The organism is Thermococcus sp. 5-4 (genome assembly GCF_002197185.1).
Taxonomy (GTDB): domain Archaea; phylum Methanobacteriota_B; class Thermococci; order Thermococcales; family Thermococcaceae; genus Thermococcus; species Thermococcus radiotolerans.
In genome coordinates, this window is the sequence record NZ_CP021848.1 from 400,717 (window position 1) to 424,560 (window position 23,844).

The 23,844-nt window shown below is 55.2% G+C and carries 24 protein-coding genes and 1 tRNA gene; 17 read left to right on the forward strand and 8 right to left on the reverse strand.

The window, feature by feature from the left end:
- Nucleotides 1-74: 74 nt before the first annotated feature.
- Together CDI07_RS02275 and CDI07_RS02280 are read right to left on the reverse strand one after the other, a co-directional pair.
- Nucleotides 75-1,322 (reverse strand): transcriptional regulator, encoded by a 1,248-nt coding sequence (locus CDI07_RS02275; protein ID WP_226996599.1) that lies wholly within the window; start codon nt 1,320-1,322, stop codon nt 75-77.
- A gap of 102 nt (nt 1,323-1,424) precedes the next feature.
- On the reverse strand, nt 1,425-2,123 hold the full coding sequence (locus CDI07_RS02280) for an acetate--CoA ligase family protein (RefSeq protein WP_088180059.1): 699 nt from the start codon (nt 2,121-2,123) through the stop codon (nt 1,425-1,427).
- A 154-nt stretch (nt 2,124-2,277) separates the two neighbouring features.
- Here CDI07_RS02280 and CDI07_RS02285 point away from each other — a divergent pair, with 154 nt between their 5' ends.
- On the forward strand, nt 2,278-3,582 hold the full coding sequence (locus CDI07_RS02285) for a DUF4139 domain-containing protein (RefSeq protein ID WP_088180060.1): 1,305 nt from the start codon (nt 2,278-2,280) through the stop codon (nt 3,580-3,582).
- Here the strand turns inward: CDI07_RS02285 and CDI07_RS02290 are convergent.
- On the reverse strand, nt 3,579-3,812 hold the full coding sequence (locus tag CDI07_RS02290) for a hypothetical protein (protein WP_088180061.1): 234 nt from the start codon (nt 3,810-3,812) through the stop codon (nt 3,579-3,581). The genes CDI07_RS02285 and CDI07_RS02290 overlap by 4 nt on opposite strands.
- Nucleotides 3,813-3,905: 93 nt before the next feature.
- Between CDI07_RS02290 and CDI07_RS02295 the strand changes: the two genes are divergently transcribed.
- From CDI07_RS02295 to trmBL2, 3 genes are all read left to right on the forward strand, one after another.
- A complete protein-coding gene (locus CDI07_RS02295; protein WP_088180062.1) occupies nt 3,906-4,436 on the forward strand; it encodes an SWIM zinc finger domain-containing protein in 531 nt (176 codons plus the stop codon).
- A gap of 51 nt (nt 4,437-4,487) precedes the next feature.
- Complete coding sequence (gene rgy, locus CDI07_RS02300) at nt 4,488-8,153, forward strand: reverse gyrase (RefSeq protein ID WP_088180063.1); 3,666 nt, start codon at nt 4,488-4,490, stop codon at nt 8,151-8,153.
- 366 nt (nt 8,154-8,519) lie between these two features.
- On the forward strand, nt 8,520-9,314 hold the full coding sequence (gene trmBL2 / locus CDI07_RS02305; RefSeq protein ID WP_088180064.1) for an HTH-type transcriptional regulator TrmBL2: 795 nt from the start codon (nt 8,520-8,522) through the stop codon (nt 9,312-9,314).
- Nucleotides 9,315-9,367: 53 nt separating this feature from the next.
- On the opposite strand, the gene CDI07_RS02310 is transcribed toward trmBL2, so the two are convergent.
- From CDI07_RS02310 to CDI07_RS02320, 3 genes are read right to left on the reverse strand one after another with little or no spacing between them, the layout of a single operon-like run.
- The gene (locus CDI07_RS02310; protein WP_088180065.1) at nt 9,368-9,580 is read right to left on the reverse strand and encodes an ArsR family transcriptional regulator; all 213 of its coding nucleotides are present in this window, start codon (nt 9,578-9,580) and stop codon (nt 9,368-9,370) included.
- The gene (locus tag CDI07_RS02315; RefSeq protein ID WP_088180066.1) at nt 9,577-9,906 is read right to left on the reverse strand and encodes an Sjogren's syndrome/scleroderma autoantigen 1 family protein; all 330 of its coding nucleotides are present in this window, start codon (nt 9,904-9,906) and stop codon (nt 9,577-9,579) included. The genes CDI07_RS02310 and CDI07_RS02315 overlap by 4 nt, the downstream gene beginning before the upstream one ends.
- A gap of 4 nt (nt 9,907-9,910) precedes the next feature.
- On the reverse strand, nt 9,911-10,636 hold the full coding sequence (locus tag CDI07_RS02320; RefSeq protein WP_088180067.1) for an arginase family protein: 726 nt from the start codon (nt 10,634-10,636) through the stop codon (nt 9,911-9,913).
- 139 nt (nt 10,637-10,775) lie between these two features.
- On the opposite strand from CDI07_RS02320, the gene hxlAB reads away from it, so the two are divergent.
- The 13 genes from hxlAB (at nt 10,776) to CDI07_RS02385 (ending at nt 22,343) form a co-directional block, all read left to right on the forward strand.
- Entirely contained in the window at nt 10,776-11,996 is a 1,221-nt protein-coding gene (gene hxlAB, locus CDI07_RS02325; protein WP_088180068.1) for a bifunctional 3-hexulose-6-phosphate synthase/6-phospho-3-hexuloisomerase, read from the forward strand.
- Nucleotides 11,997-12,005: 9 nt separating this feature from the next.
- Nucleotides 12,006-12,761: a hypothetical protein gene (locus tag CDI07_RS02330; RefSeq protein ID WP_088180069.1), complete on the forward strand. Its 756-nt coding sequence runs from the start codon at nt 12,006-12,008 to the stop codon at nt 12,759-12,761.
- Nucleotide 12,762: 1 nt separating this feature from the next.
- The gene (locus CDI07_RS02335; protein WP_088180070.1) at nt 12,763-13,407 is read left to right on the forward strand and encodes a TIGR02253 family HAD-type hydrolase; all 645 of its coding nucleotides are present in this window, start codon (nt 12,763-12,765) and stop codon (nt 13,405-13,407) included.
- Nucleotides 13,404-13,583, forward strand: a complete 180-nt coding sequence (locus CDI07_RS02340) for a hypothetical protein (RefSeq protein WP_088180071.1) — start codon at nt 13,404-13,406, stop codon at nt 13,581-13,583. Before CDI07_RS02335 ends, CDI07_RS02340 begins: the two co-directional genes overlap by 4 nt.
- 3 nt (nt 13,584-13,586) lie before the next feature.
- The gene (locus CDI07_RS02345) at nt 13,587-14,396 is read left to right on the forward strand and encodes a glutamate cyclase domain-containing protein (RefSeq protein WP_088180072.1); all 810 of its coding nucleotides are present in this window, start codon (nt 13,587-13,589) and stop codon (nt 14,394-14,396) included.
- A 4-nt stretch (nt 14,397-14,400) separates the two neighbouring features.
- Nucleotides 14,401-15,021, forward strand: a complete 621-nt coding sequence (locus CDI07_RS02350) for an HD domain-containing protein (protein ID WP_088180073.1) — start codon at nt 14,401-14,403, stop codon at nt 15,019-15,021.
- Between the two features lie 101 nt (nt 15,022-15,122).
- The gene (locus CDI07_RS02355; RefSeq protein WP_088180074.1) at nt 15,123-15,635 is read left to right on the forward strand and encodes a KH domain-containing protein; all 513 of its coding nucleotides are present in this window, start codon (nt 15,123-15,125) and stop codon (nt 15,633-15,635) included.
- Nucleotides 15,636-15,663: 28 nt separating this feature from the next.
- Complete coding sequence (aspS, locus tag CDI07_RS02360; protein ID WP_088180075.1) at nt 15,664-16,980, forward strand: aspartate--tRNA(Asn) ligase; 1,317 nt, start codon at nt 15,664-15,666, stop codon at nt 16,978-16,980.
- A 60-nt stretch (nt 16,981-17,040) separates the two neighbouring features.
- Nucleotides 17,041-19,083 (forward strand): hypothetical protein, encoded by a 2,043-nt coding sequence (locus CDI07_RS02365; protein WP_088180076.1) that lies wholly within the window; start codon nt 17,041-17,043, stop codon nt 19,081-19,083.
- A gap of 55 nt (nt 19,084-19,138) precedes the next feature.
- On the forward strand, nt 19,139-19,495 hold the full coding sequence (pth2, locus tag CDI07_RS02370) for a peptidyl-tRNA hydrolase Pth2 (protein ID WP_088180077.1): 357 nt from the start codon (nt 19,139-19,141) through the stop codon (nt 19,493-19,495).
- A gap of 3 nt (nt 19,496-19,498) precedes the next feature.
- Nucleotides 19,499-20,749: a tRNA pseudouridine(13) synthase TruD gene (gene truD, locus CDI07_RS02375; protein ID WP_088180078.1), complete on the forward strand. Its 1,251-nt coding sequence runs from the start codon at nt 19,499-19,501 to the stop codon at nt 20,747-20,749.
- 51 nt (nt 20,750-20,800) lie between these two features.
- The gene (locus CDI07_RS02380) at nt 20,801-21,535 is read left to right on the forward strand and encodes a phosphoglycolate phosphatase (protein WP_088180079.1); all 735 of its coding nucleotides are present in this window, start codon (nt 20,801-20,803) and stop codon (nt 21,533-21,535) included.
- On the forward strand, nt 21,510-22,343 hold the full coding sequence (locus CDI07_RS02385; RefSeq protein ID WP_088180080.1) for a GNAT family N-acetyltransferase: 834 nt from the start codon (nt 21,510-21,512) through the stop codon (nt 22,341-22,343). The genes CDI07_RS02380 and CDI07_RS02385 overlap by 26 nt, the downstream gene beginning before the upstream one ends.
- On the opposite strand, the gene CDI07_RS02390 is transcribed toward CDI07_RS02385, so the two are convergent.
- The gene (locus CDI07_RS02390; RefSeq protein WP_088180081.1) at nt 22,336-23,481 is read right to left on the reverse strand and encodes a M20 family metallopeptidase; all 1,146 of its coding nucleotides are present in this window, start codon (nt 23,479-23,481) and stop codon (nt 22,336-22,338) included. The two genes, CDI07_RS02385 and CDI07_RS02390, sit on opposite strands and share 8 nt — an antisense overlap.
- 276 nt (nt 23,482-23,757) lie before the next feature.
- Nucleotides 23,758-23,835, reverse strand: a tRNA-Val gene (locus CDI07_RS02395).
- Between the last annotated feature and the right edge of the window lie 9 nt (nt 23,836-23,844).

A 23,844-nucleotide genomic window follows, 5' to 3' on the forward strand; every position in this document is an offset into this window, starting at 1 on the left:
AGGTTTTTCCATGGTTTGGAGTACTATGGAAATTGTGCAAAATGTTCCAAATAATGGAAAGGGGAATGAGTAATTCAAATTTCGGAGAGTTCCACAAAGTCCTTCCAGTCCAAAACTTCGATGTCTTCAGGTTCGCGGGGGAGGAGGGATTTGTCGGGCACTATCAGCAACCTCCTCTCCGCGTCGAGGCTCGTCAGCTTGTCCTCCACGGACCTCAGTTCCTTTTTCGTTAGTTTGGTTTTCCACTTCACTTCCCCGACAAGGGCCAGGCGTTTGTGCTTTCTCAGGGCTATGTCGACTTCAAGCTCTGGAAGGGCTATTTTCACAGGCTGAAGACCATACAGCCTGGCGAGGAACCTCTCGAAGAAGGTTTCCATGTAGAGCGGCATCTTCTCCTGGATGTGCTGGGAAAGGCTCCTTTCTGGCAGTCCTGTTTCAAAGAACCCATATTTGGAGTTAAGGTAGAAGGCAAAGTCAACGACAGGTGAAACGTGCCTGTAATGGTAGCCCTTTCTTCGCTTTCCATAGAGGAGCATCCTTTCGAGGAGTCCCATGCCCACGAGGGTTTCTAAGTACTGACTCACCGCCCCGGGGTAGTTCTTTTCGATGAGTCCCCTCGAAAACAGCTCCGAGGCTATTTCCCCCGAGGTTCGTTTACCGCTTGCCACAGCCTCAAGGATGGCAAAATAACGCTGGCTTAGCTCCTTGTCTTCCTCTGTGAATATCTCGCCCGTCAGGCTTGGTACATAGTCCCTCAGAACCGCTCCCAGCACTTCAAAGGTTTTCCCCTTCATGGTTTCCACGGTCTGCGCCAGCCACGGCTCCTGAACGAGGCACGCCAGCTCCATTAGGGATTTTCCCTTTATCCCGAGGCTGGCGACGTATGCCACTGCATCCCTCGGGTCAACGAGTCCCACCTCCTGGAGATGGAATAAGCCGAGGAGCGGGCTGTTCTCGCCGATGAAGCGCCGGAAGTAATGTCTTGTTGAGGTAATAAGCGTCAGTTCTCCCTTTCCGGAGAGTCCCTGGAGCAGGGAGAAAAAGGGCTCGTCCAGCCGATGGAATTCATCAACAACAACGCGGCCGTTTTGTACCATATACGGCAGGAGGCGTGTAAATTCGCTTATCGTAAGCTCTTCACCGCTCTCTACGTCAACAAGGCTCCTTCCCCTGGTTACAACGAAGTACCTGGAGTAGCGCCCTCTTTCCCTGACGTAGAATGTTTTTCCGGTTTTTCTTCTGCCGTAGAGCAGAAGCCATCTAATCCCAAGGACGCGATCCAGCTCCCGTCTTTGTATAATGGCCATTAGTATAATCACCATTATAATAACTGCCGTTGTAGTTAAAAACCTACCGGTGGATGAGAAACACTCAATATCTAAATGCTTGCAGAAGTTACAGAAGAGAGAAAAGGGGCAAAACCCTCAGAGAAGCATCCTGGCGTCGACGGCAACCGCGCTGTCCTCGTAGGCGAAGATCGGGTTGATGTCGAGCTCCTTGATCTCCGGAAGCTCGAGGGCGAGCTCGCCAACTTTCACGATGATGTCGGCAAGGGCCTCGATGTCCACTGGCTTTTCGCCACGGGCTCCGGCGAGGATCGGGTAGGCCTTGATCTCCTTGATCATGTCGAGGGCCTCGTCCTTGGTTATCGGGGCGACGCGGAAGCTGACGTCCTTGAGGATTTCGACGAAGATTCCACCGAGGCCGAACATGATGGCCGGACCGAACTGCGGGTCGCGGATCATACCGACTATAACTTCCTTGCCGAGCGGGAGCATCTTGTAGACGATGACGCCCCAGAGGTCCGCGTCCGGCTTGTAGTTCTTGGCGTTCTCCATGATGGTCTTGAAGGCCTGCCTGGCCTCCTCGTCGCTCTTGATGTTGACCTTGACACCGCCGGCGTCGCTCTTGTGGATGATCTGCGGAGAAACGATCTTCATAACGACCGGGTAGCCGATCTCCTTGGCGAACTGAACGGCCTCCTCCTCGTTGGTGGCGACCTTGAAGTCCGGAACGGGGACACCGTAGAGCTTGAGTATCTCCTTCGCCTCAGGCTCGACGAGCGGCCTGTTTTCGGCCTTGGCCTTCTCGATGATTGCCCTAGCCTTTTCAATCCTGTCCATACCAATCACCTCATCAGCTTGACAGTTCTCAATCCGAGCGGGCAGTTAAAAGGGTTTCCATTCGTCAACCTATCGTTTCTTTCGTTTCGGCTCCGTTTGAAGCGATGTCCGGGTTATAAATACCCCAAAGTCCAAGGTATTAGTGGTGATTGGAATGAATCGGAAGATTATTGCAGGTATCGGAGGAATTTTGGTGATAATTCTGGCGGTTTTTTCCTTCCAGGGCGGCAAGGCTTCGGCCGCCGAGACGACCGTTGTGCTGTACAACTCAGCCAAGATAGGCGTCGTTGAGAAAACGCTGGAGCTGGAGCTCAAGGAGGGCATGAACGAGGTTTCCCTCGAGGAGCTGGCGGGGCTGAACATAGCCGAGGTTACCATCCGGCCGCTCGATGAGGGCGTTCAGGTGCTCGGTGTCTTTAGCAGGGGGCAGGGAGGCGACGTTTACAGCGCCAACGTCGGAAGCGATGTCGAGGTCAAGCTGAGGAGCGGGGAGACCATAGCCGGAAAGTTCCTCGGCTTTAAGAACGGAAAGATAGCCATCGAGGGCGACGGCTACTACCTCATAAACCCGAACGAAGTGGCCTACTTCAAGGCCAAGAACCTCGAGGGGAAGGCGTCTGCCTACGCGGTCCTTCAGGCGGGCAAAGCCGGAAAGTACAACGTGAGCATCATCTACCGCGTCTCCAACATGAGCTGGGAGAGCAGGTACAAGCTCTACATCGGCGATAACGCGAAGCTCTACGGCTACATCGTTCTCAACAACCCGACTGCCCAGGAGTTCAAGGACGCGAAAGTTCTCTTGGTTGCCGGCGACGTCCAGCTGTATCAGAACGTTCCTCAGCCGAGGGTCCTCTACGCCATGGCTGAGAAGGGAACCGATCAGGTCAACGTCGGCCAGCCGGAGAAGATAGAGGCGTTCTACCTCTACAAACTCGGTGTAGCCGACATCAACCCGGCCAGCACGATGATGTATCCCTACATAAGCTTCGAGGTTCCCTTCGAGAGGGAGTACTTCTACGAGAGCTGGCCGTACAGCCGGGAGGGGCCGGTCTACGAGTCGATATCCTTCAAGACCGAGAAGGTTCTTCCGGCCGGGATAGTTGAGATATACAAGGAAACCGACGACGGGTCTCTCCTCATCGGCGAGAGGGCCATAGAGCACACTCCCGAAGGGGACACGCTCAGAATAGGCATTGGCAGGGACTACGACCTTAAGGGCAGCACGGTAGTCCTTGAGGAGAGGCACGACGACCACTACGCCTACTACAAGGTCAAGATCACCCTTGAGAACTTCGGAAAGGACGCCAAGACCGTCATAGTCAGGCACTACAAGTGGGGCAAGGTTCTGAGCTCGAGCATCAAGCCCATGGACGAGACCCAGAACTACGTCGAGTTCAAGGTTACGGTTAACCCCGGAGAAAAGAAGGAGATAGTCTTTGACTACGAGAACCGCTATTAGCTCTTCCGGAGCGTTACCTCGAACCTCTTTTCTCCTTTTGATACGTCGAGAACGAGGCTCTTGTCGTAGTCTATGAACTTTGTGTTCAGTATCGCGTAGCCTTCGCCCTGAAGGAATTCCGCCATTTTGAGGCCGAGGTCGTCGAAGAATTCGGCCGCCATAGTGGCCATGCTCGGCTCCTTTATGCCGAGCTCATCGTGATAGCGCCTCGCGAGCTCAAAAACATCCATGGTCACCACCGGATATAGTACTCACCGGGGAATAAAACGGTTGCGGTCGAAAGGCTTAAAGCGAGGCTAACCAAAGCCCCTAAAGTGAGTGCCATGGACGAGAAAACCCTCAAGAAGGGGGAGCGCTATTACAAGGCCGGAAAGGTTCTCTGGGTAGTCAAACATGGAAACCGGCTCTTCTCCAAGGTTCTGGGTACGTATCCCTACTACGTCGAGCTTGACCTCTCAACGGGCGAGAACCACTGTACCTGTCCACTTGGAGGAGACTGCAAGCACGTAGCAGCGACTATGAAGGCGTACGAAAGCGGCTTCTACTTCGAGAGCTTCGATAAGCATGCCGAGCTCTTTCCAGAGGCGATCGCCATGGAGTTCCTGGCTGAGGTTCCGGAGCTGGCGCTCGACGTTACCCTCAAGGAGCTGAAGTTTTCCCTCAGCACGGACGAGAGCGGGAGCGAGGTGGCTAAACTCTTCAGGAGGGCCCTGAAGCTCGTCGAGATGACCGGCAAAATGGAGGCACTCCACGTCCTTGAGGAAATCCTCGCGGAATACAAGCACGTCTTCAGCGACTACGAGCTTTCGGCAAAGCTTGAGGACGAGCTCAGAGAGCTTGAGGCTACAATCTAAAAAGCCTTATAAATCCCCCTAACACCAAATAGGAACTTAGAGGGTGAGAAAATGAAGGCGATCTATCGCGAGATGTGCCCGAACTGCCTAGGTAAAATCTCCGATGAAAGGCTGTACCTCAAGAATCCCTGCAATGAGTGCCTCGATGAAACCGCTCACGCTGACTCTTATTTTGACCTTGTGACCGCAGTTAGAAACGCCCTCCAGCTCAGGGGTACTCTTAAGGAGTGGGAAAGGATATACGGCCTTGAGAAGGGCCTTAGGGAAATCGAGGCCTTTTTTGAGAAAGCCACCGGCTTCACTTTCTGGAGCGCGCAGAGAACGTGGGTTAAGAGACTCCTCAAGGGCAGGAGCTTCTCGATCATAGCCCCCACTGGAATGGGCAAGAGCACCTTCGGGGCGTTCATGGCTGTATGGCACGCGACTAGGGGAAAGAAGAGCTACATAGTTGTGCCGACAACCCCACTGGTGATCCAAACAGCTAAAAAACTCCAAGCTATAGCCGAGAGGGCCGGTGTTGAGATAAACCTGGCCTACTACCACGGCAACCTCCGGAAGAAGGAAAGGGAAGAGATGCTGGCCAAGATTCAGAACGAGGACTACGATATCCTCGTTACCAGCGCCCAGTGGCTCGCCAGGAAGTTTGATGAGGTCCTCAAGGGCAGGCGCTTTGACTTTATCTTCGTCGACGATGTCGATGCGTTCCTCAAGGCCAGCAAGAACATAGACCGCTCCCTTCTCCTCCTCGGCTTCAACGACGAGGTAATCGAGAAGGCCTGGGAGATAATCCGCCTGAAGAAACAGATGTCAAAGTACCTGAACGGCCGCGCGCAGGACAGGGAGGAGAGGCTCAAGGAGCTCAACGGCAACATAGGGAAGCTCCAGCGCGAAATCGAGGAGTTCAAGGCCAAAAACGGCGTTGGAATAATGATAATCGCCTCCGCCACAGGTTCAGCCAGGGGAGACAGGATAAAGCTCTACCGTGAGCTGCTCGGCTTTGAGGTTGGAAGCGGAAGAAGTGCCCTCAGGAACGTCGTTGACAGCTATCTGAAGCCGAGTAAGGACATAAAGGAGCACGTCGAGGAACTCCTTGAGAGGCTCGGAAAGGGGGGCATAATCTTCACGCCGATCGACCAGGGGCTTGCCTACGCCGAGGAGCTGGCCAATTACCTCCGTGAACGGGGCTTCAGGGTAGAGCTGGTGAGCTCAAAGAACAGGAAGTCCATCGAGAAGTTCGAAAACGGCGAGGCCGATTACCTCATAGGTTCGGCAACCTACTACGGTTCCCTCGTTAGGGGCCTCGACTTGCCCCACCTCATCCGCTATGCGGTCTTTACCGGCGTTCCCAAGTTCCGCTTTTCAATAGACCTTGAAAGGCCAACCATCTACCGCGCCCTTGGCCTGCTCAGTGAGGTGATGGAGTTTCTGAGCGACGAGGACAGGAAGCAGGCCGAAAAGATGCACGCGAGGCTGAGGAGGCTGATAAGGAACATCCCGCAGTTCGAGCTCCTCAAGATTGAGGAGGCCCTGGCTGAGGGACTGCCGATAGAGAACGGCTTCCACAACCACGTCCTCGGCGTTTTCCGCGAGCTGGTTGAGTTCCTGAGGAGGGTTCTTAAGGACGAGGAGGTTCTCAGAAGAGTCGCAGAGGATCCATTCATCAGCCTGAAGGAAGAGGAGGGCAAGTGGTACATCGAGATTCCCGACGTCAGGACGTACATCCAGGCCACAGGAAGGACGAGCAGGCTGTTCGCCGGTGGAATTACCAAGGGACTGAGCGTGCTCATAGTTGACAACGAGAAGGTCTTCAACGGCCTCCTCAGACAGATGCGCTGGCGCTTCACCGAGTTCAAGATGGTGCCCTTCGAGGAGCTGGACCTCGACGAGGTTCTGAGGCAGATAGACGAGGACAGAGAGAAGGTCCGTCTCGTTATGGAGGGCAAGATAAGCGCCAAGGTCAAGGACCTCGTCAAATCCGCCCTTATGATAGTGGAGAGCCCGAACAAGGCCAGGACGATAGCCAACTTCTTCGGCCAGCCGAGCAAGACGAGGATAGGTGACCTGGTCGCCTACGAGGTGAGCATAGGAAACATGATGCTGACCATCCTCGCCAGTGGCGGGCACATGTTTGACCTCGTGACGAACGAGGGCTACCACGGCGTTCTGGTTGATGAGAAAGACGGCATGCTAAAGTTCATACCCGTCTACGACACCATAAAGCGCTGCCGCGACTGCGGCCATCAGTTCGTTGACTGGGAGGAGAAAGGTGTCTGTCCTCGCTGTGGCTCGACCAACGTCCGCGACGCCCTTCAGAACGTCAAGGCAATGCGCGAGATAGCCCAGGAGGTTGACGAGATACTCATAGCGACGGACCCCGATACTGAGGGTGAGAAGATAGCCTGGGACATAAGGAACGTGCTCAGTCCGTACACGCCGAACATCAAACGCATAGAGTTCCACGAGGTCACGAGACCGGCCATAATGCGCGCCATTGAGGAAGCAAGGGACGTCAACGAGGGTCGCGTTAACGCCCAGCTCGTCAGGCGCATAGAGGACAGGTGGATAGGCTTCGAACTGAGCCAGGAACTCCAGCGCGTCTTTGAGAACCGCAATCTCTCCGCCGGAAGGGTTCAGACGCCGGTTCTGGGATGGGTGATTGAGCGCTATAAGGAGTTCACCGAGAGCGAGACCTACTTCATGGGGCTAAAGCTGGAGAATGACCTCCAGGTCACTGTGGAACTCGGAAAGGACGGCAAAAGCGTTGAGCCGCCCGAATACGTCACTGTCGAGGACGTTCAGCTTGAAGAGCGCGAGCTTAATCCGATGCCGCCTTACACGACCGATGCCATGCTGAAGGACGCCTCTACCTTCCTCAAGCTGTCCGCGCCGGAAACGATGCGCATCGCCCAGGACCTCTTCGAGATGGGTCTCATCACCTACCACCGTACGGACTCAACGCACGTCAGCAACACTGGAATAGAAATAGCGAAGGAGTACATCACCCAGGAGGTTGGAGAGGGATACTTCAAGCCTAGGCCCTGGGGCGAGGAGGGAACCCATGAGGCCATAAGACCGACCAGGCCGATAGACACAGGGAGGCTCATGCAGCTCGTCCGCGATGGGATAATACAGCTGCCCAAGAACCTCACCCGGAACCACTACAGGCTCTACGACATGATATTCAGGCGCTTCATGACGAGCCAGATGAAAGCTGCCAAGATACTCCACGAGAAAGCTGTCATTGATGCTGGTGTTGGAAAGGCTGAGATAGAGGGCTACGTCGAGGTAATCGAGGACGGGTGGACCAAGCTGAGGAACCCGCCCTTCAGACAGCTCCCGAGGCTTGAGAAGGGGGCGAAGCTGAAGGTTGTGGAGTCCAAGAAGTGGAAGGCACCGAAGGTTTCCCTCTACACCCAGGGAGACATAATCGCCCTGATGAAGGAGCGCAAGATAGGAAGGCCCTCAACCTACGCCAAGATCGTTCAGACCTTGCTCCAGCGCTACTACGTCATCGAGACCCGCGGAAGGAAGAAGCTCGTGCCCACCGAGCAGGGCATCAAGGTCTACCACTATCTCATAAGTAAGTATAAGGAACTCGTCAGCGAGGAGAAGACCAGGGAGCTCGAGGAGATAATGGACCTGATCGAGGAAAACAAGATCGATTACCAGGAGGTCCTCCGTAAGCTTCATGGGGAGATACGCCAGTACCTTGGCTGAGGTTTATTTTTCATACTTTACCTCATGTTTTGGTGTCAATTTAGAATCGCGCTTATTTAATGCATTGGGATATGCTTAATTAATTGTAAATTCACCAATAACGTTACACTACGTTCTGCCTTTTTATTATTCATAGTTCATTTGGTGCCTAGATGGTACCTGTAAATTTTGCTTTTCAGTAAAACCAAAAATTTTAAAATTTATCCAGTAGTAATGCTTTTGTATACCCATGCAACGGCAATAATATCCAGTGAAGTCATCTTTGAATAATCTTCGAAGCATAACCGAAGACACTAACGACCTGTGGAAAAAATTTATATGGGATGAAATCCAGACAAAGAATAGAAAATCGGGTGGTGGTAAGAAATGGTTAAGGACAGAATGGTAGAGCTCCTTCAGGAGCACTTTGAGTTGAACCTCTACGAGGCAAGGGCGTATGTGGCATTAGTCGGTTTTGGAGTCCTCACCCCGGCCGAGCTGGCCAGCGTCTCCGAGGTTCCGGCGCCGAGAACCTATGACGTTCTCAGGAGCCTCGAGAAGAAGGGCTTCGCCATTAGCCAGCCGGGCAAGGTCAACAAGTACAGGCCGGTTCACCCGCAGAACATCCTCGAGAAGTTCATCGAGGAGTGGCAGGAGCGCGTCGCCGAGGAGCTCAAGGCCAAGAAGAAGGCGAAGGAAGAGCTCCTTGAGCTCATGAGCCCGCTCATCGAGACCGAGATTCCGAAGTACGGCGTCGAGAAGGTCTGGGTCGTCCGCGGAATCAGGAACGCCACCCTCAAGACCAAGGAGATGTTCGAGGAAGTCAAGGAGCAGATACTCCTCGCCGACGACGGCTACATTGCGGTCAACCTTGAGAGCGACATCATCAAGGCGATAGACAACGGCGCCAAGGCTAAGATAATCGTCACCGAGACCGTGTTCCACAGGCTCGGCACCTCAAAGATAATGGACTACTACAAGGCCGGCAAGCTTGAGCTCAAGGTCATAGACAAGCTCGAGCTCCCGATGCTCATCTGCGACGACGAGGTCTTCTTCGCCCTCGAGGACATGGCGGCGAGGTACTTCAACTACGAGACCCAGATATGGATCAAGGACTTCCGCGTCAAGGCCCTCTTCGAGGGCAAGTTCAACGAGTACTGGAAGGCCGCCAAGAAGGCCTGATGCCCTTCTTTCCTTTCATTTGTTCGGTGATGGGGATATAGAAAAGAAAGGGTTCAGACGTATTTGAACTCTTCTTCGGCTTCGCTCGTCTCCTTAATCTTCCAGAAGAGCTTCCCTTCCTTCTGATAGCTCTCAACCTTCCCCTGTTCAACGAAGCGGAGAAGGTAGCGCCTGACCTCCATAGCGGGGAGCTTCGTGATTTCAACTATCTCCTCGATGGTCTTCGGGCCATCCTCCAGAGCCTTCAAAACCCTGACGTTCTTCATTCCCCTCCCTCCAGTTTCCTGTACCTTTCCAGCAGTTCTATTATCTTCTCCATTGCCCTTAAGTGTTTCTCAAGTTGGTCAATCTCGTCCGGCAGGGAGTTGGCGAGCTCGTTCAGCTTCTCCATGAGGCGCTCCTCAACGCCTTTCATCTCAGCCTGCCTCTGCTTCTTCCTGTGCTCGCATATAGGGCAGAAAACCCTGCCGTCCTTCTCGAAGAGAGGCGAACCGCACTTGGGGCAGTGCTTGTCGAGCATCTTCGCCCCCGACAGCATGAGGGGCATGAGGACCGTTCTCATCTCCTCCTCGGTGGGTCCCTTGAGCGCCATCCAATCACCCCGTGAGTAGCTGGAAAACCTCAACCAGGGCCTTTTTGCCCAGCCTTGAGCGGCGAATCTTGTCGGAAACCTCGGCTATGTCGAAGGCGATTATCCTGAAGTTTTTCTTTACCTCCTCAAGGAGATCGAGAAGTTCCTCAAGCGTGAGCTCCCCGTGCTGGAAGCGCGCTATCTTGTATTCCGGCCTGAGAACGTCCAGGTCAACCGTCAGGTACACCTCTTCCCCCAGATACTTCTTTGCTTCGGAGATTATCTCGTCGAGGGAGTTCGTCTGGAGGTTCTTGTACGCCCTCCACTTTCCGCGAATCTTTCTGCTCCTCAGGAGGGCCGGGAAAACCTTCACGCGCCTCGTCCAGAGCTGGGTCCGCTCGGTGGTTGGTATCATGAGAACCGGCGCCAGAACCGCGGCCCGGTTCACAATGCGCTCCTCCAGGGCGTAGGCGAGCCATGAGCCGTGGTCAAGGTAGTCGTGCATGAGGTCGGTGTGGGCATCGACGCTCAGCAGGGAACTGGGCCTCAGCTTTTCAATTATGCCGTACGTCGCGAGGTGTTCCCCGACTATGTAAGCGTTGTCGAGGGGAATCCTCTCCGGGAGGAGCTCAACCCTGCTGGATTCGACTATCATGTAATCCTCGATGAGCTTGTTCCTCTTCAAGAGCTGCAGAACGTAGAGAACCCCGTCTCTGTTGGGCTTCTCGCCGAAGGGAATGAACGTTACCATTGATTCCACCCATCCGGAATTGCCCCTTCACTTTTTAAACCTTGGCTGAATCCTTTAACACGATTTTGTCAAATTATGACACCAAAGTTTAAAAAGTAGCCCCCTAAGATTAAAACGAAAACTCCTTGGAGGCGAGGAGATGATACTTCAGGTCGCTCTTGACTTAACTGACGTTGAACAGGCCATTTCTATCGCGGAGAAGGCCGCCCGCGGCGGCGCTCACTGGCTCGAAGTGGGAACACCGCTCATCAAGAAGGAGGGCATGCGCGCGGTTGAGCTTCTCAAGAGGCGCTTCCCTGACAGGAAGATCGTGGCGGACCTCAAGACCATGGACACCGGGGCTCTGGAGGTCGAGATGGCGGCAAGACACGGTGCCGACGTCGTTTCTATCCTCGGCGTCGCCGATGACAAGACGATAAAGGACGCGGTTGAAGTTGCAAGGCGCTATGGAATCAGGGTCATGGTCGATCTAATCGGTGTTAAGGACAAGGTCAAAAGGGCTAAAGAACTCGAGAAGATGGGCGTTCACTACATACTCGTCCACACCGGTATAGACGAGCAGGTTCAGGGCAAGAGCCCGCTGGAAGACCTTGAGAAGGTCGTCAAGGCCGTCAGTGTCCCAGTTGCCGTTGCCGGGGGGCTGAACCTCGAGACCATCCCAAAGGTCATCGAGTTGGGCGCCACGATCATCATAGTTGGCGGCGCCATAACCAAGGCCGAAAATCCCGAGGAAGTCACCAGGAGAATAATCGACCTCTTCTGGGGAGAGTACATGATGACGATAAGGAAGGCCATGACGGATATAGTGGAGCACATAGACAACGTCGCGGAGAAGCTCAAGATAGAGCAGGTTCGCGGCTTTGTCGATGCCATGATCGGGGCGAACAAGATATTCATCTACGGCGCCGGAAGGAGCGGCCTCGTCGGCAAGGCCTTCGCGATGCGGCTCATGCACCTCGACTTCAACGTCTACGTCGTCGGTGAGACCATAACGCCTGCCTTCGAGCCGGGCGATCTGCTCATAGCCATCAGCGGTTCCGGCGAGACCAACAGCATAGTCGATGCCGCGGAGATAGCCAAGAAGCAGGGCGGGAAGATAGTGGCGATAACCTCCTACGCCAACTCGACCCTCGGAAAGCTCTCCGACGTCGTGGTTGAGATACCCGGAAGGGCCAAGACCGACATCCCGACGGACTACATAGCGCGCCAGATGCTCACCAAGTACAAGTGGATAGCCCCGATGGGAACGCTTTTCGAGGACTCAACGATGATATTCCTCGACGGAGTCATAGCACTCCTCATGGCAACCTTCCAGAAGACCGAAAAGGATATGAAGAAGAAGCATGCGACCCTTGAGTAAGGGGTCGCCATGCAGTCTTTTACCCATCTTTTTGTCGGAATCGGGAACACGGGAGCGAGGATAGTCAACAGCATAACCGCGGACGGCATCGTTAAGGTGACCGTCAACCCTGCCTACTACCTCCTGCCCCGCTTTGATGAGTACGAGGAGAGGCTCAGGAACTTCTTCTCCAGCCTTCCCGAGAACACCTTTCTGTGGCTCGTCTTCGACGACAAGGAGATAAACCACGAACTGAGGGAGATAATAACGGAAAGCGCCCCGAAGGACACGATAAAGCTCGCCTACGTTCTGACGCCGAAAAAGGAACTGGTCACCGAGAAAAAGCCTCCCTGGGCCGGTGACTTTGAAACCGTCTTCTACGACTCCCTCTGGGACTTCTTCCGCAGCGACGACGCCTCGATCTCGGTCGCGTTCCAGGGTGCATCGCAGAGCATCGCCGAGATGTTCAGCAGGCTCTACTACTACCTCGAAACGCAGATGCTCGTCAACATCGACTACGCCGACCTGTTCAACATGATCCGCGGCGGCAACGTCGGAATCCTGCGCCTCCTCCGGGAGGTCGACTTCGGCTGGCATTGGGGCATCTGGGACAGGGGTCTCGTGGGAATACTTGTCGGAAGGGAGTTTCCACTGAAGGACGCGCACGGGATACTGGGGCACTTCCAGGAGATACTGGCCGAGAAGGACGTGATATGGGGCGTCGTAATGGACGAGAACCTTACCAGGGAAGTGGAGATACTGGCCCTCCTAGTCAAGAGGTGGTAAAATGAAGGCGGTTCTCTTTGATATAGACGGTACAATACTAACCGAGATGCCGCTCATCCAGCTCTTCCTTCCGCAGGTCTACGACAAGCTCTCGAAGAAGTTTGGGATAAGCAAGGATGAGGCGAGGGAGCAGTTCCTCGGAGAGATATTCGGCAGGAGAGACACCTACGACTGGCATGACTGGAACTTCTTCTTCAGGCTCTTCGACCTCGACCTGAATTACGAGGAGCTGCTCGAGGCCTACCCCCACAAGCTCCACGTTTATCCCGATACGGTTCCAACCCTGGAGTGGTTGAGGGAGGAGGGCTACCTCCTCGGGGTCATCACGAGCGGCCCGGAGTACCAGAGACTGAAGCTCAAGCTCGCCGGTCTGCTGGACTACTTCGATGTCGTCGTCACCAGGGACGACGTGAACGCTATAAAACCCGAGCCCAAGATATTTCTCTACGCCCTTGAGGACCTGGGCGTGGAGCCCGGTGAGGCCATGATGGTTGGGGATTCCCTCAGCCAGGACGTTTACGGCGCCAAGAACGTCGGGATGACCGCCGTGTGGATAAACCGGGAAGGTGAAAAGGGATACAACATGGCCGATTACGAGATTAGAACCCTTCATGAACTGAGGAAGATACTGGGGGGATGGGAATGAAGGAGATATTCGATATGGAAGGCGTTTTCGTCAAGTACCGGGAGAAGAGGGTCAAGCTCGAAAACGGGGACGAACTGGTTCACAGGAGCGAGGAGCCGACGGAACTCTGGTGGAAGCTCAAGGAGGCGGTAAAGGGCAAGAGGGTCAGGATAACCGTCTACGAGGCAGAGGAATGAGCCATGATAGCCCACCTAATCAACACGGACGTTGGCAACAGGGGCACCCTGGGTGTTTACCTCGACTACCGTAGGGAAAACCCCAATTTTTTACATAATTCTGCAAAGATGTTTTTGGATAATTATGAGCGCGTTCTCGTGATAACGGGGTTTCCAATCCCTCCGATGATGCGCGCGGAGACCGACGGCCCGCCGGGAGCACTGGCTCTAGTGAAGGCCGTTGAGACCCTGGGGGGCACCGCTGAGGTGCTTACGTATCCGGAGGTAAAGACCGCCCTGGAACCATTCGACATCAGGTTCACGGACGAACCGGAGATAGGGGACTACTCCCTCGTTGTAGCTGTGGAAACCCCCGGGAGGGCAGTAGACGGGAGATATTACTCAATGAGCGGCATGGAGATAACGAGGGAGACCTTCGACTGGGCGGTTCTGAGGGCTAAAGAGCTCGGGGTGCCAACGATAGGAATAGGCGACGGCGGAAACGAGACCGGCATGGGGAAGATAACCGAACTCACCAAGAGGTACGTCCCCCACGGTGAGAGAATAGCCAGCGTTGTCGAAACGGACGAACTCGTTCTTTCGGCCGTCTCCAACTGGGGAGCCTACGGGCTCGTGGCCCAGGCGTCAATAGAGTTCGGACGGGAGCTCCTCCCCGGCTGGGACGAGAGGACGATAGTCAGGGTCATATCAAAGCTCGGTCTGATAGACGGAGTCTCCAAAACCCAGACACCGACGGTTGATGGAATAAGCCTCGACGTCCACGAGAAAATCGTTGAGCTTTTAAACGCCCTAGTAAATGAGGCCCTAAGGTGATGGAATGAAGCTCGATGAGTTCATAACCAACAAGGAAAGCCTCAGGCTCATAGAGAGAACCCGTGAATACGCGCGGCACTTCTTCGAGCGGGAGGGAACCCACGGCTTCAGCCACGTTGAGAGGGTTCTGAACCTCTGCATGCACATCGGAAGGGAGGAAGGGGCGGACCTTGAGGTCTTGGCGCTGGCAGCACTGCTCCACGACATAGCGAGACCCCTAGAAAGCTCCGGCAGGGTGGAGGACCACGCCGTGGAGGGTGCACGGATAGCGCGGCAGTATCTCCGGAGCCTTGGCTACGCGGAGGATAAAATCGAGGAGGTTGCCCATGCCATAGAGACCCACCGCTTTTCCCGCGGACCCGAGCCGAGAACCTTGGAGGCCAAGATACTCAGCGACGCCGACAAGCTCGACGCGATAGGCGCGATAGGGATAGCTAGGGTCTTTATGTACTCGGGAGAGCACGGGAGGGACATAGAGGCCTCCCTTAGGCACTTCGAGGAGAAGATACTGAGGCTCAAGGACCTGATGTACACTGAAACGGCGAGAAGGATGGCCGAGGAGCGGCACCGCTTTACTGAGGAATTCATCGAGCGCATAAGGCGTGAGATAGAGGGCGAAATCTGAACTTCTTCCTTCTCTTTCCCCTATAATAAGGTTTTTAAATGACTTCTAGAATTAAGGGTTAGCCCTTTAGGTTCATTCTTCAGGCAAAGGGAGGTGAGGAGATGAAGGCGCCAATCTGTGAGGTGTGTTTGAAGACCGACGATATTCTGTGCCCTGCCGACGAGAAAAAACTTCAGGATGGGGTTATTTCCGAGCTGGATGTTAAAGTCGCGAGACTCCTGTACAAGCTTATCGGCGACGTTGACATGGAGTTTAAGAAGGCCGTCGAAGCCGGTGACCTCATAGTCATTGTGGTTGGGGAGGGCGATGTCCCGATAACCATCGGCAAGGGCGGCAAGAACATCAAGGCCCTCATGAGGGAGCTCGGCAAGAGGATACGCGTCATCGAGGCTGTGGAAGTCAAGGGCACCGACGACGTTAAAAAGCTCGCCACGGACCTCCTCTACCCGGCGGGGGTCTTCGGTGTGAACATAGTCTACAAGCCCGGCGGGGGAACCTATTACAAGGTTCTCGTGCTCAACAGGGACAGGAGGAAGCTTCCTGAAAAGGCTGAGGTGCTGGAGAGCATACTCTCCCAGATAGCAGGGGAGGATGTTAAGATAAACTTCATCTGATTCCTTTTTCCCTATGGAGGTTTTGAGGATGTATCGGACGCACTACTCAAGCCAGATTACCGAAGAGCTGAACGGCCAGCGCGTTAGGGTCGCTGGCTGGGTCTGGGAAATCAAGGATCTTGGTGGAATAAAGTTCCTCTGGATAAGGGACCGTGAGGGCATAGTCCAGGTAACGGCCCCCAAGAAGAAGGTCGACCCGGAGCTGTTCAAGCTCATACCCAAGCTGAACGCCGAGGACGTCGTGGCCGTCGAGGGCGTTGTGAACTTCACCCCGAAGGCGAAGCTGGGCTTTGAAATCCTTCCCGAAAAGCTTGAGGTGCTCAGCAGGGCCGAGAGCCCGCTCCCGCTCGACCCGACCGGCAAGGTCAAGGCGGAGCTCGACACGAGACTCGACAACAGGTTCATGGATGTCAGAAGGCCCGAGGTAATGGCCATATTCAAAATACGCTCGAGCGTTTTCAAGGCCGTTCGCGATTTCTTCCACAGCGAGGGCTTCATCGAGGTGCACACACCCAAGATAATAGCCACCGCCACCGAGGGCGGAACCGAGCTCTTCCCCATGAAGTACTTCGAGAAAGATGCTTTCCTTGCCCAGAGCCCGCAGCTCTACAAGCAGATAATGATGGCCACCGGCCTGGACAGGGTCTACGAGATAGCCCCGATATTCCGCGCCGAGGAGCACAACACCACGAGACACCTCAACGAGGCTTGGAGCATCGACGCCGAGATGGCGTTCATAGAAAACGAGGAAGAGGTAATGAACCTCCTCGAGAGGCTCGTCGCGCACGCCATCGAATACGTCCGCGAGCACAACGCCAAGGAGCTCCAGACCCTCGGCTTCGAGGTGGAGGAGCCAAAGCTGCCCTTCCCGCGCGTTACCTACGACAGGGCCCTGGAGATACTCTCGGACATGGGCAGGGAAATTCCCTGGGGCGAGGACATAGACACCGAGGGCGAGAGGCTCCTCGGAAAGTATATGGCTGAGAACGAGGAGGCGCCGCTGTACTTTATCTACCGGTATCCCAGCGAGGCAAAGCCGTTCTACATAATGAAATATGAGAACAGGCCGGAGATAAGCCGCTCCTTTGACCTCGAGTACAGGGGGGTAGAGATAACCTCCGGCGGCCAGAGGGAGCACAGGGTTGACGTCCTCGTCGAGCAGATCAAGGAGAAGGGACTCAATCCAGCCAGCTTTGAGTTCTACCTCAAGGCCTTCCGCTACGGAATGCCGCCGCACGGTGGTTTCGGCCTCGGTGCCGAGCGCCTGGTGAAACAGATGCTCGACCTCAACAACATCAGGGAAGTCATCCTGTTCCCAAGGGACAGGAGAAGATTAACACCGTAACATCTTTATATCACCTTTTCCTTTTGGTGATTAGTTAACTACTCTTTGGAGGCTGGAGATATGAAAAAGGTAGCCGCTTTAATCCTGCTGGGCCTGATGATTCTCTCCCTGACACCTGTGGTGCACTTAGTAAAATCCGCAAGCGTGCCGGAATACGCCAGCATATCCAGTGTCTCCCTGGGCCTGGGAGACAAGGCTGTTCTGGGTCCGTTTGAGGTCCAGTTCGCCGACGCCAATCCCAACTGGAGCAAGATATACATTCAGGTTGACGGCCCCCAGGGCCCCCTCAGGTACGTCATCAGCCAGGATGGATACCTCCTCTATCCATCGAGCGCGAACGTCTACCTGAACGTGAGCCTCGTGTGGATCAGGTACGACACCAAGTCCATCCTCCTTGAGCTGAAATCGCCCCTTCAGAAGGTCCTCTCCGGCAAGAACCTTGTGGTTGGGAACGAGATAACCCTGCCGGAGGGATTCCCGCAGATTAAAATAAAGCTGACCTCGGTTTCCGGCGACACTGCCTCGTTCAAGGTCACCATGCCCTACGGCGACATATACACGCTCACCATAGACAAGGGCTCCGCCGGTAGCGTGAGGTACAAGCTTGACTCAAGCCACTCATACTCCAACTATCTGTCCATAGAGGTTACAAACACCGTGAACAACGGCGCCACGATAAATGTTTACGTCCCCAAGGTTGCGTCCACAAACTTCCAGATCGTCAAAAAGGGCGGTGAGGTCAACCCGCCCGAGCAGGTTGAGACAGTTCTCCTCTACAACGATCTCCTCTACGTCAACGAGAAGCTCCCCATAACTGCGGACAACACCACGTACTACATCAAGCTCGTTTCAACGATTCCCGATGTGGTTAAGGTTGAGGCCTTTAGAGGGGACTACAGCCTGGGAACGATGCTCCTTGAGGTCGGAGACGAGCCAAAGAACGTTCCAAACGCTCCCTTGAAGCTCTCGGTTCAGAAGGTTGAGCCCGATTACAAGAGAGCGATAATCAGGGTTTACGGCCCTGCCGGTGCTCAAGTGACTCCGATTCTCAGGCAGGCCAACGTTATAGCCAAAATAGACGCCGTTCCAAAGGCGATGCTGCTCAACGACAACCTCGTGGTCACGATAAACGTCCAGAACCTCGGAAGGGGAGACGCCTACGACGTGAGCGTTGCCGCGCCGATACCCAACGACTTTGAGCTCATCAGCATGACCAAGACATGGACCCTCAAGACCTTCCCTGCCTTCACCAGCATGCCTGCGCTCATCTACGTCCTCAAACCCACCAAGGTCGGCGAGTTCGAGATCGGCAAGGCCATCGTTACCTTCTACGACGACAAGAGCCTCGAGACCGGAAAGAAGAGGACGATATACTCCCCGATTCTCAGCGGCATCAAGGTCTACAACATACCCGCCATAGACGTCACCGCCCAGGCCTACAACGGCACCTGGGGCAACTACGTGAGCGCAAAGGTCGGCGATACAGTCAAGGTCAAGTTCACTCTCTCTGCCGGCGAGGGCAACCCCGACTACGAGTTTGTAACGAACGCCACGCTCCTCCTAGACCTCCCGGCCAGCCTCGACGGACAGTCATCAATCAAGATAGGAACCATCAAGGCCGGAGAAACCAAGACGGTTCAGATAGACCTGACCGTGCTCAGGGAAAACCTCACCAACATAGGGGCTACGCTCGTCTACCTCGACCCGCTCGGAAACGAGCACAGGCTTGAGCTCGGCAACCTCGTTACCATCAACAGCATTCCGCCCAAGGTTATCGTGGAGGAGGTCAAAGTCTGGCCGACCCCGGAGGAGCTTCCGGGCTATGTCAACCAGACCCTCGCCAAGATGAGCGACCCCACTCCTCTCGCCGAGGAGCTCAAGGGTATTGCCGAAACCTACAGCCCAACCGGCAACCCATGGAAGCCGCTCGCGATACTCCTCATCATAGTGGCCTTCGTGCTCGCTGGAGTCGCCTACAAGTACTGGGACGAGTCCGAGAAGCTCAGGGAGAAGCTCGAGAGGAAGAAGAGCAGGCGCCCAGGAGGACTGCCGAAGAAGGCCGAGGAAGAGGAGAAGGAAAGCACCGAGATAACCGAACTCTGACCTTTCTTTTCCTTAAATTTATAAGCCCCTTTTCTCACTTCCTTCGGGATGGGAGATGTTCAGATACAAGCAGGTCATAGTCGCGAGGAAGGATTTGAAGCTCAGCAAGGGTAAGTTCGCCGTTCAGGTTGCCCACGGAGCGGTTACCGCTGCGCTGAAGGCCCAAAAGGAGAAGCCCGAGTGGTTCAAGGCCTGGTTCCACGAGGGGCAGAAGAAGGTCGTCGTTAAGGCCGAAAACGAGGGGGAGCTCTTCGAACTGAAGGCTCACGCGGAGAAGCTCGGCATCCCCGCGGCGCTCATCAGGGACGCCGGCTTAACCGAGATTCCGCCGGGAACGATAACGGTTCTGGCGATCGGCCCGGCCCCAGAGGAGCTGGTTGACAAGGTTACCGGCCATCTGAAGCTGGTGTGAGCCATGGACTACCGCGAGTTCTTCTCCCAGTTCATGTATCTGAGCGAGGGGCCAGGTATCGGCGGGAGGATAAAGGTTCATCCCGAGGATTTCGTGGTCATTGAAGACCCCCTTCCCTCGATTTTCGAGGGCAGGAAGCATGCCATCTTTCTTCTCAAAAAGAGGAACTGGGACACGATGAGCGCGGTGAAGGAGATAGCGAAGCGCGCCGGGATTAACTACAGGGACATCGGCTTTGCCGGGACGAAGGACAGGCACGCGGTGACGTATCAATACATAAGTGTGCCTCAAGACGCGAAGGAGAAGGTTGAAAACGTTCGGATCAGAGACGTTGAGCTCCGCTTCGTTTCCTACGGTCGGTTTATAAAACTCGGTCACCTCCTCGGAAACCGCTTCAGGATAATCGTGAGAGACGTTGATGAAAGGGCCTTCGAGCGGAGTAAGGAAATAATGAGAGAACTCCGCGACAAAGGCGGCTTTCCGAACTACTTCGGCTACCAGCGCTTTGGAGAGCGGCGCGTCACGAACCACCTCATAGGAAAGCTCCTCCTCCAGGGAGATTTTGAGGCTGCGGCGAGGCTGTTCCTCGGAGCACACGAGGGTGGCATGGAGGGTGACGAAGCCAGGAGGCGCTTCTGGGAGACGGGCGACGTTGAGAGGGCCTTAGAGGAATTTCCGAACTTCCTGCGCTATGAGAGAACGCTCCTCTACCGCTACAAGGAGACGGGGAGCTGGAGAAGGGCCTTCCTCTCGCTGCCCCTCCCGATAATGCGCATCTTCATCCACGCTTACCAGAGCTACCTCTTCAACATCTACATTTCCAGGAGGATTGAGAGGGGCATTCCTCTGAACGAGGCCCTCGTCGGCGATATCGTCGTTCAGGTCAAAGGGGGAATTCCCTACCGCGACAGAACGTACCGTGTCACTGAGACGAACATCGACTTCGTGAATGAAAAGATACGGCGCGGCGAGGCCGCCCTTAGCGGCCCGCTCTTCGGCTTTGCGATGAGAAAAGCCCTGGGGCTTCCGGGGAATCTTGAAGAGGAGATTCTTGCGGAGGAGGGCATAACGCTCGAGACCTTTAGAAAGCTTCCCAAGCCGATGGCCGAGCCCGGCGGCAGGAGGGAGCTTCTGATTAAGCCCCTAGGAATGACCTACGGCTACATCCCCGGAACGGGCATGTGCTTCCGCTTCTTCCTTCCGAAAGGAACCTACGCAACCAGCGTGCTCAGGGAGATAATGAAGGACCACTGATGTCCAGTAAGCCTTTTATCGAATTTTTTCAAGCAGATTGCGGGTGAGAGGATGATAAAGGCAATATCCCTCGACATAGACGGCACTATCACCTATCCTGACAGGCGGCTCCATGAAGATGCCCTGAGGGCGATAAGGCTCGCCGAGAGCCTGGGCGTTCCCGTCATGCTGGTCACCGGCAACTCCGTTCCCTTCGCGGAGGCAATGGCGATAATGATAGGCACCAGCGGCCCGGTGGTGGCGGAGGACGGTGGAGCCCTGTCCATAAGGGACGGACGGCTGAGAAAGAGGATTTACCTGACGAAGATGGACGAGGAATGGATTCTCTGGAGCGAGGTGAAGAGACGCTATCCCGAGGTCGTCATGAGCTTTTCGATGCCGGAGCGGAAGGCCGGTCTCGTGATTCTAAGGACCATCCCCGTCGAGGCCGTGAAGGATATAATAGCGGAGCTCGGGCTCAACCTCATCGCCGTTGATTCAGGCTTCGCGATACACGTCAAGAAGCCATGGATAAACAAAGGCACCGGGCTTGAAAAGGCCTGCGAGGTGCTCGGGATAGAGCCCAAGGAGGTCGCCCATATCGGAGACGGCGAGAACGACCTCGATGCCTTCAGAGTAGTCGGTTATCGCGTCGCCGTTGGCCAGGCGCCGGAGAGTCTGAAAAGGGAAGCCGACTACGTGACGAAAAAGACCTACGGTGAGGGCGGAGCGGAGGGAATCCTTCACGTGCTGAGGAAGTTCGGTTATCTCGGTGAGGCCGATGAGGATCCGCTTGGCGACCCTTGATGACGTTGAGGGGATAGTTGCACTCCACACGGCCGGTGAGAGGCTCAGCGGCGGCATCTACGAACGCTACAGCAAGGGCGGGCCATGGATGGCGGTTGAGACCTGCGCGATACACATCAACAACCTCCTCCTCGATGAGCAGCTTGCCGCCGTCGCCGAGCTAAACGGTACCATCGTCGGAGAGGTCGAGGTCCTGTTCTCCGAGGAGCCCGTTGGTGGGCATGTACGGCGGATAGGGCACGTGGACGTTATCGAGGTCCGCCCAGACTACAGGGGCGTGGGAATCGGAAGGCTTCTGATGGAGTTCGTTGAGGCGGTCGCTAGAGAGCGGAAGGTGGAGATGCTGACCGTCCAGCCGGATAAAGATGCGGAAGGATTTTACAGAAAGCTCGGCTTTAACGTTGAACTCTTCACGGGAACGATTCTGTGGGTGCCCGCGAAGGGAATGGGAACAGTGGAGCCATTGGAATTTGGCTGGAAGGACGTTAAGACTCTCGAACTAGTCGCTGGCCGCTTCCAAAGCTCCTACAGCATGTTCTTCTCGGCCTTTAAGGACAACATCGCTGGGATTCACTATACCGTCGAATCCGGAAGGAGCGGCGACTCTTACTACGCGCTGAAAAACCTTCCGGGGAGAGAGGGCGTTGCGCTCCTGCTCTGGGGCAGGATTGAGGATTTGAAGGCGGTTCTTGGCAGGGCGAAGGTCCTCGGATTCGAGCGGGTTCTGACACTCCTGCCGGGCAGCGTTGAGAGCTTCGGCGCTGAGAAGGTGGGAAAAATTAAGATACTCGCGAAGGAACTCACCTGAGGAACTCCATGGCCAGGGCAACTTCCATCGCCGTTCCGAGATGGAGAACCTCCTCGTCAACGTCGAACCTGGGATGGTGGTGCGGGTAGATTATCCCCTTTTCTTCGTTGTATATTCCGAGCGTCAGGAACGCTCCGGGAACCTTCTGGAGGTAGAATGCGAAGTCCTCGGCGCCCATGGTCGGCTCAACATCGGCATGCCTCAGGCCGTACTTTTCGGCCACTTTCCTGGCAAAATCGGCCATGTCCCTATCGTTAACGGTCGGCGGGACGAGCTCCTCTATTGACAGCTCGTAGGAAGCCCCGTGTGCCTTCGTGACACCTTCGAGTATCTCCCTCATGCGCCTCTGAATCAACTCGCCTATCTCGTGCTTGAAGAACCTTATCGTCCCCTTCATCTCAACTTCCTCTGGAATCACGTTGAAGGCCGTTCCGGCGTGTACTGCAGTGACGCTGACAACTCCCGTCTCAATCGGAGGGACGTTTCTGCTCGCTATGGTTTGGAGTGCAAGTATTGTTTCCGCCGCTATCGGGATGGGGTCAACGGTCTGGTGTGGCGATGCCCCGTGGCCGCCTTTTCCTATTATCCGTGCCTTGAATATACCCGCACCGGCCATGAACGGCCCTTCCTTTATGCCGATGATCCCGCTGGGGAGGTCGTGCCAGACGTGGAGGCCGAACACCGCATCCACGCCCTCCAAGGCTCCCCCTTCGATCATCTTCACCGCTCCGTTGCCGCCCTCCTCGGCCGGCTGAAAGATGAGCCTCACCCTGCCGTTGAACTCGTCGATGTGCTCCGAGATTATCTTTGCGGCTCCGAGGAGCATGGCCGTGTGTGCGTCGTGTCCGCAGGCGTGCATTTTTCCAGGAACGCGGGACTTGTAGGGGACGTCGTTCTCCTCCTGAACGGGCAGAGCGTCCATATCCGTCCTGAGGGCTATCGTCTTCTCCCCTTCTCCTATGTCTGCTATTATCCCGGTTCCGACGCGCTTTATCCTGTACCCCCATTCGCGGAGGTGCTCCTCCACAATCCCCGAAGTTCTCTCCTCCTCGTACTTGAGCTCGGGGTACATGTGGAAGTCCCTTCTCCAGGCTATTATCTCGTCCTTAATCCTCAGGGCTTCGTCGAGTGGATTCATGCTCTCACCTGGAATGAAAATCGTAAAACTCCCATATTAACTTTTCGATGCTTATCTTAATGAACTTCACAACTTCTAAAAACGTTGCCTCTTTCAGCCGGTGCTGAAGCTTTTGGCAAAAATTCACTCGAATGAGGCAAGTTCAAAGGAATTCTTCACTAAAAACCGCACACTCAAAAAGGCAAACCCTCTCAAAGAATCTCCTTAAGAGGAATCACTAGCCTTTGATGAAACTTTTCGCCAGAAAAGCAAACTTTGCTCTGCAAAAGTTTGCTCTGGTGGGCCCGCGGGGATTCGAACCCCGGACCTCCACCTTGTCAGGGTGGCGTCATAACCAGTCTAGACCACGGGCCCAACCCAAGG

What these genes read in the sequence shown, in the direction of transcription:
- CDI07_RS02275 (WP_226996599.1), bottom strand. Translation starts at nt 1,322, where the DNA reads ATGGTGATTATACTAATGGCCATTATACAAAGACGGGAGCTGGATCGC.
- CDI07_RS02280 (WP_088180059.1), bottom strand. Translation starts at nt 2,123, where the DNA reads ATGGACAGGATTGAAAAGGCTAGGGCAATCATCGAGAAGGCCAAGGCC.
- CDI07_RS02285 (WP_088180060.1), top strand. Translation starts at nt 2,278, where the DNA reads ATGAATCGGAAGATTATTGCAGGTATCGGAGGAATTTTGGTGATAATT.
- CDI07_RS02290 (WP_088180061.1), bottom strand. Translation starts at nt 3,812, where the DNA reads ATGGATGTTTTTGAGCTCGCGAGGCGCTATCACGATGAGCTCGGCATA.
- CDI07_RS02295 (WP_088180062.1), top strand. Translation starts at nt 3,906, where the DNA reads ATGGACGAGAAAACCCTCAAGAAGGGGGAGCGCTATTACAAGGCCGGA.
- rgy (WP_088180063.1), top strand. Translation starts at nt 4,488, where the DNA reads ATGAAGGCGATCTATCGCGAGATGTGCCCGAACTGCCTAGGTAAAATC.
- trmBL2 (WP_088180064.1), top strand. Translation starts at nt 8,520, where the DNA reads ATGGTTAAGGACAGAATGGTAGAGCTCCTTCAGGAGCACTTTGAGTTG.
- CDI07_RS02310 (WP_088180065.1), bottom strand. Translation starts at nt 9,580, where the DNA reads ATGAAGAACGTCAGGGTTTTGAAGGCTCTGGAGGATGGCCCGAAGACC.
- CDI07_RS02315 (WP_088180066.1), bottom strand. Translation starts at nt 9,906, where the DNA reads ATGGCGCTCAAGGGACCCACCGAGGAGGAGATGAGAACGGTCCTCATG.
- CDI07_RS02320 (WP_088180067.1), bottom strand. Translation starts at nt 10,636, where the DNA reads ATGGTAACGTTCATTCCCTTCGGCGAGAAGCCCAACAGAGACGGGGTT.
- hxlAB (WP_088180068.1), top strand. Translation starts at nt 10,776, where the DNA reads ATGATACTTCAGGTCGCTCTTGACTTAACTGACGTTGAACAGGCCATT.
- CDI07_RS02330 (WP_088180069.1), top strand. Translation starts at nt 12,006, where the DNA reads ATGCAGTCTTTTACCCATCTTTTTGTCGGAATCGGGAACACGGGAGCG.
- CDI07_RS02335 (WP_088180070.1), top strand. Translation starts at nt 12,763, where the DNA reads ATGAAGGCGGTTCTCTTTGATATAGACGGTACAATACTAACCGAGATG.
- CDI07_RS02340 (WP_088180071.1), top strand. Translation starts at nt 13,404, where the DNA reads ATGAAGGAGATATTCGATATGGAAGGCGTTTTCGTCAAGTACCGGGAG.
- CDI07_RS02345 (WP_088180072.1), top strand. Translation starts at nt 13,587, where the DNA reads ATGATAGCCCACCTAATCAACACGGACGTTGGCAACAGGGGCACCCTG.
- CDI07_RS02350 (WP_088180073.1), top strand. Translation starts at nt 14,401, where the DNA reads ATGAAGCTCGATGAGTTCATAACCAACAAGGAAAGCCTCAGGCTCATA.
- CDI07_RS02355 (WP_088180074.1), top strand. Translation starts at nt 15,123, where the DNA reads ATGAAGGCGCCAATCTGTGAGGTGTGTTTGAAGACCGACGATATTCTG.
- aspS (WP_088180075.1), top strand. Translation starts at nt 15,664, where the DNA reads ATGTATCGGACGCACTACTCAAGCCAGATTACCGAAGAGCTGAACGGC.
- CDI07_RS02365 (WP_088180076.1), top strand. Translation starts at nt 17,041, where the DNA reads ATGAAAAAGGTAGCCGCTTTAATCCTGCTGGGCCTGATGATTCTCTCC.
- pth2 (WP_088180077.1), top strand. Translation starts at nt 19,139, where the DNA reads ATGTTCAGATACAAGCAGGTCATAGTCGCGAGGAAGGATTTGAAGCTC.
- truD (WP_088180078.1), top strand. Translation starts at nt 19,499, where the DNA reads ATGGACTACCGCGAGTTCTTCTCCCAGTTCATGTATCTGAGCGAGGGG.
- CDI07_RS02380 (WP_088180079.1), top strand. Translation starts at nt 20,801, where the DNA reads ATGATAAAGGCAATATCCCTCGACATAGACGGCACTATCACCTATCCT.
- CDI07_RS02385 (WP_088180080.1), top strand. Translation starts at nt 21,510, where the DNA reads ATGAGGATCCGCTTGGCGACCCTTGATGACGTTGAGGGGATAGTTGCA.
- CDI07_RS02390 (WP_088180081.1), bottom strand. Translation starts at nt 23,481, where the DNA reads ATGAATCCACTCGACGAAGCCCTGAGGATTAAGGACGAGATAATAGCC.